8 protein-coding genes are annotated in these 7,572 nt (G+C 40.0%); 6 read left to right on the top strand and 2 right to left on the bottom strand.

What is annotated here, in order from left to right:
* Nucleotides 1–71: 71 nt before the first annotated feature.
* Nucleotides 72–470 (bottom strand): IS200/IS605 family transposase, encoded by a 399-nt coding sequence (gene tnpA, locus PAEAM_RS19500; RefSeq protein ID WP_100528653.1) that lies wholly within the window; start codon nt 468–470, stop codon nt 72–74.
* Between the two features lie 362 nt (nt 471–832).
* On the opposite strand from tnpA, the gene PAEAM_RS19495 reads away from it, so the two are divergent.
* Complete coding sequence (locus PAEAM_RS19495; protein ID WP_100528652.1) at nt 833–1,315, top strand: hypothetical protein; 483 nt, start codon at nt 833–835, stop codon at nt 1,313–1,315.
* A 190-nt stretch (nt 1,316–1,505) separates the two neighbouring features.
* Here PAEAM_RS19495 and PAEAM_RS19490 read toward each other — a convergent pair whose 3' ends face one another.
* On the bottom strand, nt 1,506–2,693 hold the full coding sequence (locus tag PAEAM_RS19490; RefSeq protein WP_100528651.1) for a M28 family metallopeptidase: 1,188 nt from the start codon (nt 2,691–2,693) through the stop codon (nt 1,506–1,508).
* Between the two features lie 476 nt (nt 2,694–3,169).
* Here PAEAM_RS19490 and PAEAM_RS19485 point away from each other — a divergent pair, with 476 nt between their 5' ends.
* The 5 genes from PAEAM_RS19485 (at nt 3,170) to PAEAM_RS19470 (ending at nt 7,421) form a co-directional block, all read left to right on the top strand.
* Nucleotides 3,170–3,901, top strand: coding sequence for an AAA family ATPase (locus tag PAEAM_RS19485; protein ID WP_481856117.1), 732 nt, complete (start codon nt 3,170–3,172; stop codon nt 3,899–3,901).
* A gap of 172 nt (nt 3,902–4,073) precedes the next feature.
* Nucleotides 4,074–4,379 (top strand): hypothetical protein, encoded by a 306-nt coding sequence (locus PAEAM_RS19480; RefSeq protein ID WP_100528649.1) that lies wholly within the window; start codon nt 4,074–4,076, stop codon nt 4,377–4,379.
* A 283-nt stretch (nt 4,380–4,662) separates the two neighbouring features.
* A complete protein-coding gene (locus PAEAM_RS32380) occupies nt 4,663–5,037 on the top strand; it encodes an S-layer homology domain-containing protein (protein WP_243391411.1) in 375 nt (124 codons plus the stop codon).
* Complete coding sequence (locus tag PAEAM_RS19475; protein WP_243391410.1) at nt 5,037–5,873, top strand: hypothetical protein; 837 nt, start codon at nt 5,037–5,039, stop codon at nt 5,871–5,873. Before PAEAM_RS32380 ends, PAEAM_RS19475 begins: the two co-directional genes overlap by 1 nt.
* 1,386 nt (nt 5,874–7,259) lie before the next feature.
* The gene (locus PAEAM_RS19470) at nt 7,260–7,421 is read left to right on the top strand and encodes an aspartyl-phosphate phosphatase Spo0E family protein (protein ID WP_100528648.1); all 162 of its coding nucleotides are present in this window, start codon (nt 7,260–7,262) and stop codon (nt 7,419–7,421) included.
* The last annotated feature ends 151 nt before the right edge of the window (nt 7,422–7,572 follow it).

The raw sequence follows: 7,572 nt of genomic DNA, 5'->3' as shown, positions 1-7,572 counted from the left end.
TTGCAATAGTTGGATCTGCTCTTTAGTAGGCAGCAGCTTTACCTTAACCGTTAGGGTCTGAGACAGTTATTTCACCCCCTTGTCTTTTGTTGTTCAACATAACGCTTGATGGTCTCACTTGATACATTTCCAGCGGTAGAAACAAAATAGGAACGTGTCCACAAACTGGGCAAATGCAGAAGGTGTGGAAACTCTTCTCGTAGTTTTTTTGATGTGACTCCTTTTATTTTTGCCATGATATCAGCAGGGATTAATGTTGGAAGTGCATTGAGAAACATATGTGTATGGTCTTTGTCGCACTCCATGGCAACAATCACAATGTTAAGCTCTGCACATACCTCATGCACCAGTTCCTTGAAGCGCTGTTCTACCTCTAATTTGAGAAATATCTTTCTTCTGTATCGTGGGCAGAACACAAAATGATAGTTCAACAAAGTTACGGTTGTGTTTGTTCTTCTATATTCATTCATATCTATATTGTATCAGTTTAATAGATGAATTGAAACGAGCTAAAAAATTAAGAACGCAGACATTTCGGATACTTGAAGCATCACAATAGTGATACTCCGTATCCGACCTCACTTTTATCCCACATCTAAAGAATTGGGCTTTCTCGTTCGGGGTTTCTGTAAGTATACGAAGTGAACACTTGTGAAGATGTATTCTAAAGGAGTCATAATAGTAATTTTGTGGTTATTATGATTAGTGTATCGGCTAAGCCTGTTCTATCCCAATTTACAAATGCTAATGATACGATGAATCAAAGCCATCGTGATATAATTAAGAAAATTCAACGCTATTACTGAGATATACATATGGAGTGCAGCCAAAGATGAATAAGAATCTCAAAGATATAATTTGCAGGTTAAAGATAAGCTTGAAAGAAGATCCAAATGGGATAATAGTTGGTGAGTTAAATGAGGGGATCTCTGGTATTGAGTTTGAGTTTAATTCTGTTCACCTCACTCAGTACATTTCATTTCTAGAAAAAACAAATGGTGCACGCTGTGGGGCGATTGATTTTTGGACCTATGAAGAATTACCTGATAATCAATATAGGGTAAGCGAATTCCCTGAGTTTATAAATAGGTGGCTTGAGATAGGACAAGTAGTGTATAAACCGCTTTTTATAGACAAGTTTTCTGGTTCGTTGATTCTAATAAAAGATGAGGGGAGATTCCAAGAATTCGAAAGTTTAGATACGTTTCTTTTGAGTTTTGTTTTCGGCAAGAACTATGAGTTAATAGTTCCGTATGTTGAAAAAGAAGAATGGTTTCAGTTTCTTATAAGAAATGAGACTATGAGTTTTCTCTAGTAGCCTTATGACAAGACAGCATGGCTACATACAGGTTTAAAAGTAGATATCGTGACTAAACGTTCAATTTTTGGCGGCTAAAATTACACCTCAGAGTCGAGAAAATCAAACAAAAACAGTTACGGGCGAACTAAGCTCCGAATAATTCGGAATCATAGCTCCCTGTAACTGTTTTTGATGTAGAGTACTTTTATTGACTTGGTTGGAGTATTTCGATGTCTGGCTCCATCAGCATTTTGTTCAACAATGGGCCGTACACATTGTAATGTGCCAATGAACGTCCTGGAAAATAAGCTTCTAGAATTTTCATCGTATCGTGCTCTTTCCCTCCTGAAATGTAGAAATCTCGCCTAACCTGAGATATTAATCCATCATTTTCAGCTTCATATATAGTACCATCCATGCTTTTTGCAAACCAGTTCGAGGCTTGGAAACTTGCATAAGGTATCCCTGCTTCTACAAAGAGCATATGACTTCTGCTTATTGGATATGAAGGAGAAAGTACAGAATACTTTACGCCCGGAGAAGGGTTTGAGCTTGTCCATGGGTTGGTATATATCGTATTTTCGCTAATTTCGGGACCTTTGCCATGTGTGTTGTAATATCCATCTAGCGCCTCTGTATCAAATACATTAATTCCTAATTCTAAAGCTTTGGAAACCGCTAATTTATATGCTTCCGTATGTACAACAGAGTTATTATTTGGATCGGTTATGCCTCCATAAACATTGGGGTAATCACCACGTGCGATATTGTCGATACTGAGTATGAAAAGAGTATTCTTCTTATCTGCTGCAGTCATTTTCTTTGCATAGTACTCTGATCCCTTATTAAATTGTTCAATATCAAAAAAAACAAATTTTACGGTATACGGCAATTTAACTGCGTGAGGAGATTTCTTGTCTACTAGCTCCTTGATTTGAGCGAGCATTAATGCTACCCCCGAAGCGTTATTCGAATAGCCTGATCCGTCATAATGGGCACTAACAATGATTTGTTTGCTAGGATCTTTCCCTTTCAGTGTGACTTCAATATTCGAGCCTTTAAAAAATACATGATGTCCCCACGGCGCAGAAATTACGCCAGTAGTGTCTTTTTGTGTGTTGAAATTTTGCTCATAAATATATCGAGAGTCTACGCCAATTTCTCTTAGCGTGCTCCTAATCCATCGTTTTGTCTGTCCATGAACTTTACCATTTCCCATGGAATTATCTGTAGGAGAGGCTGAACTATCTTTAAGGTGTTCACCCATATACTCCAGATATGTTTGTGCATTTGTTGCGATGGAAGAAGAGCCTGAAGCCAATGCATTTCCAGGAACCGCAATAACCAGCAGAATAGCCAATAGAATACCCTGAACCTTTAAAATATTTTTCATATTTCCTCCTCAAATCAATTCGTTCTTCAAGTTCTACAAAAGCCTTACACCGTACGTTCTATTCATACTTAATTACCGTTAATTTTTGAGAGCGGCCTCCCAAAAACATACTCTATGTACTAGCAATGTTTAGTACCTAGCTTGTTACTCTGATAATTCACCTCACAATTTAGAAAATGTAATTCATCTTTTCATTAAAGATATCCATCTAACACTGGTAGGATTAGGAATATTGTATCACATATCATAGTTCTTAAGAATCACTGAATAACTAAGAAATGGGGAGGACGGTGGAGAACTATATTAGATAGGCGATACTTGTTAAGCTAACGGGCAGGGTCGTTTCGGTATGTGGTATGATTTGATTGATGGAGTAAACGAAAGGTGCTACATGAGTCAGCATCGGCCAACAAAGGTGAGGATAACGATTAAGGGAGTGAACTATATTGAATGTACAGCATGCCTATTTACGACAAATTCAGCTCAAAAGGCACGAAGTCCCCACTTATAATCGTTACCCCTTTAACTTGGCAGTCATTCGAAGCCTAAATACTCTTGATTTCCACCCCAAGGTAACCTATATCGTAGGTGAAAATGGGATGGGCAAATCAACACTGATGGAGTCCATCGCTGTTGCATGGGGATTTAACCCGGAGGGTGGGACCATCAACTTTTCCTTCTCAACCCAGGCTACCCACTCGAGCTTATATGAATATATACAATTGATCAAAGGTCCGCGACGCCCGAGGGATGGCTTCTTATTCCGGGCAGAAAGTTATTATAATTTAGCCACGACGATCGATGAATTGGACAGCCAGCCTTCATTCGGTCGCCCTATTAAAGATTCGTACGGTGGCAAGTCCTTGCATGAGCAATCGCACGGAGAGTCGTTCTTTTCCACGTTCATTCATCGATTCGGGGAGAATGGATTATATATACTGGATGAGCCTGAGGCTGCATTGTCTCCCCTTCGCCAAATGGCGATGCTGACACGAATCCATGAACTTGTTTTGCAAAACTCTCAATTTGTTATTGCGACCCATTCCCCAATCCTCATGGCATACCCAGATTCGATTATTTACAATCTAAAGCCAGATGGTATCGAGGTTCAAGTATTGGAAGAAACCGACCATTTTATGATGATGAAAGAGTTTGTGAATAACAAGGATAGGATGCTCAGAGAATTATTTGAAGAAGGTCAAGATTAAATCCACTGCTATACCATGGAAACCTACAGCCTAAGAGAGGTCGCTTTAAAGGAAAAGATCTATTGTGAAGATTAAGCAACAGGCAGTATAGTTCTAGTTATGTGGTATATTTCGAACTAAGGTATGACTCGTCATGCTTGAAAGACTATTGTGTTTCAGGAGGGTCATTTGTATGGGAAAGACATTCCGCAAGAGAGCTAAAAAGATAATGGTAAATGGTTATCAGTTTCACTGTGTCATTAATGAGATTCCTAGTAATACGTTTGTTAATTTTAAGGTTTATTCATCTAAAACCTCATATTTTGAAGTGTTATTTACATGGGAAGGTAGTTGGCACTTTAACCCACACAAACCTAGGAATTGCGAACTTTTAATAAGGCACGCGAATGAAATTGGTTGGGCGTTTAAACAAGAAAAGAACTCATTGAAAATAGAACAAGGTGATTTACTTATTAGTAAGCTTGGACTAACTGTATGAATGCTTAATTCCTATTTATCGAAACGTTAACTTAATAAAACTTAAGAAGGCAACACCGAGATCAACTACTGTTTTCAACTAGCGGACTGACAATAGGGATCGTTGCGGAAATGCTCAAGATCTTTTTTTTGTGTACCTTTAGGAATCGTTTAATCGAAGTTTTAGATACATAAAATCCAACTTGGTTTTTGCAGGTATTTAATCGCTAAGCCTATGGTGACGATAATGAATATTGAGGAGTTTTCTCCTAAATCAAGAGCGCCGAATCAAAAGGAGAGAGTTCATGAAAAAACAGTTTATCAAAATCGCAGGAATCACACTGACAGCAGCGCTTATGTTAGGTACGATGAGTATCACAATACCTAACGCGCAAGCCGCTAAAACTCCATTTTCCGACGTTCAATCGACCCACTGGGGCGCCGGTGCTATTACTAATGGCGTTTCCAAAGGTTATGTCGATGGATATACGAATGGTACCTTTAAACCAGACGCCAGCGTCACGCGCGCTGAATTCATGAAGATGGTCGTCTCGGCCATGGAGCTTGAAACCACCCCATCAGCGGTAAATGGTACACGGAATACGTTGATACCGCAAGCAAAGCAGGTCTTTTCGCAACTGACGATTTTAACGATAACGAAGCGGCTTGGGCGAAAGTGATGACACGCGAAGAGATGGCCCGTGTTGCAGCTCGTGCGATCGGGGAAACAACAAAGGAAGATGACAAATGGATGTATCTCGCTACGAAAGCCGGTCTCATTAAAGGGGTAGGTATAGGGCAGATCGCTCCGAATGGACTGACCACGCGTGCGCAGGCAATCGTTGTAATCGAACGTATTCTTACCAAGAATACCGGCGCTTCCCTTGACGTCGACAGGTATGCGGTCGGTAGTGCAGAAATCGCATGGCATGGTACCAACATCTTCACCGTGATGCCAGAAATGTGGGTTACTCCGGAATCCGATTGGAAACAAGCCGGTAAGTCTTCGGTCGAAGAAATGTGGAACGAAAAGCTTATGACCATCACATCGAAAGATGGACTGTACCAAGCTAAACTGGACGCTCTTATCGCTATCGACTTGGCTGATCCTAACGACCCGAACCTTGGACTGATTGCGCCTATCAATACGCTTAAGTGGTATAATAACCGCCCTTCAATCACTAATTTGATGGTTAAAGACCAGAAAAAGAGTTACGTCCTTTATTTCAAAGGTGGGCCGGTATTTAACAAAGATACAAAAAAATATAACCCTAACACAAAAATTCAATTTCAAGTCGATGGATTTAATAGTCCCGATCGGGAGGCCTTTTTCCAAAAAGGTGTGCTGAATACAGTTGCACGCGTTTATCGCAATAGCCGGACAGACACCACTGCTGTGATTATCCCTAAAACAGGAACTATTCAACTAACCGATCTTGTAATCAGACTTCAAACACCAGCAGCTGGATCGAACTTCAGTGAAAGCATTCCGCTCCGTCTCAAAGGTATCCAATAAAGAAAAAGCACTCAACATACTGCTCCTAATGAGCGAATGATGGGTGTTTTTTTTGGTTTAGTTATGTATCACAAACAAAGGTCCCCTGCAAATTGCAGAGGGTCTCTTAAATACATTTACGTATACACGTAAACATATACGTAATGTATACGTGATTAATTAAGTGAATGTATTTAGCTGGTTGTGCCATAGGTTCAGCAAATTTTTGTTGTTTCATCACAATTTAATGTGTGGCGTTACGTCTCGATCTCGTTCGTGCTGATATGAGCCATATATGGATTGGAATTGATACTAAAGAGTACACGCTGAACATTAAATTGGATATCGTCTTATACTGGAAATTTTGTGCTTGGATAGAGTTGAAAGATAAATACATAAGTATTGCCTTTACGAGAACTTATTTGTTATATATTTCTCGGTTCCTACTAATTCGTATCATTACCGCATGAAGACACATCATAAAAGATAAAATGGCTTTAGTGAAGAGGCAATCATTCCTTCACACTGCCTTCTAGTATTTGTATAGCCAATATTGATGTTATAGCTCTGTATACATATCACCTCTTCAGATTCAAGGTCAGGGCAGATTAGATTAGTCGTTTAAGAGTACATTTCATTTCAATCAATCAACAAATACCAGGGCGAGCTTATTACACATAAAGCTAAGAGATGTAGATATAGCGGGAGTATTCCCGCAGTTCACCGTCCCTAAATCCCAAGCGACCCCAGATAAGTCGTCTGGGTTCCATTGGAATTCTTAACGGGACTAGCAAGGAAGTTAAAGACTTGGGGCAATGCTCATATATCATGGGCATGGCTTCGCTCCGTTTCACTTCACTTCACAATACCCACCATGTACTACGAAGCAAATAAGGAACCATGACTCCATTACGCTCGCTTCATTCCTTCATCGTTCCAAAACTACCTGAGTAGACCTTTGATTCAAAACCTTTGGTTGCATATTCGAAGAAGAAAAAAAGTCACGTTCGCATACCTTGCGTGGAGACTTACCCTATTCCGTTTTTCAAAGAGATCATTCGTATTCCGTAGCCATCTAACCGCATGGGATCATATAGAACCTCTCCGGGCAAGGCGACAAAATTATGTTGAGAAAATCATTCCACCTAATTTTGTCGTCCCTTCGGGCAGCCTTGCCCTGCGAGAACCTATATGATCTTAAATCTGCGACGGCTACGGTATACGAATAATTTGTTTCTTTGAAAACTTCATAAGGTAAGGCATGTCAGCTAGTAAGATAACTGCTCATCAACCTTAAAAGATTCCGCTCATCGCCGCTAGGGCTAGACAGGCAAACGGTGCCGAATGAGGTTTAGGGTAAAAAAAGTCTGTTCTAATTAAAGGATGTATAAAGGAGGAAAACTCAACATGGGTACGGAGGCGTTACGTATTCAAATTGAAGTGTTGCGAAAAGAGCTTATTGATTTAGCCCAGCAGATGGGTTTAACAGCAGTGGAGGTAGTGGAGAAATCGCAGAAGTTGGACAACGTACTGAATGAATATACTAGACAACATCAACGAAAAAAATAAAGCCCGTTTGTTTAGGAAAACAAACGAGCCAGGGCGAAGATTTGGACCCCTTCGCACCTTGATTATACCACATACAGGAGAGCTTAATACGAGGGGGAATTAATGAATTAACGATAACCGTATGGTTTATCGTCTCTCTAATGAAATGGGG

This window comes from Paenibacillus sp. GM1FR, from assembly GCF_002803315.1.
Lineage (GTDB): Bacteria > Bacillota > Bacilli > Paenibacillales > Paenibacillaceae > Paenibacillus > Paenibacillus amylolyticus.
The sequence above is the reverse complement of the archived record's forward strand: the minus strand, read 5'-3'. Positions and strand labels throughout refer to the sequence as shown.

Bases quoted from the DNA above. Each gene is read 5' to 3' on its own strand.
- tnpA (WP_100528653.1), bottom strand. From the start codon at position 470: ATGAATGAATATAGAAGAACAAACACAACCGTAACTTTGTTGAACTAT.
- PAEAM_RS19495 (WP_100528652.1), top strand. From the start codon at position 833: ATGAATAAGAATCTCAAAGATATAATTTGCAGGTTAAAGATAAGCTTG.
- PAEAM_RS19490 (WP_100528651.1), bottom strand. From the start codon at position 2,693: ATGAAAAATATTTTAAAGGTTCAGGGTATTCTATTGGCTATTCTGCTG.
- PAEAM_RS19480 (WP_100528649.1), top strand. From the start codon at position 4,074: ATGGGAAAGACATTCCGCAAGAGAGCTAAAAAGATAATGGTAAATGGT.
- PAEAM_RS32380 (WP_243391411.1), top strand. From the start codon at position 4,663: ATGAAAAAACAGTTTATCAAAATCGCAGGAATCACACTGACAGCAGCG.
- PAEAM_RS19475 (WP_243391410.1), top strand. From the start codon at position 5,037: ATGACACGCGAAGAGATGGCCCGTGTTGCAGCTCGTGCGATCGGGGAA.
- PAEAM_RS19470 (WP_100528648.1), top strand. From the start codon at position 7,260: ATGGGTACGGAGGCGTTACGTATTCAAATTGAAGTGTTGCGAAAAGAG.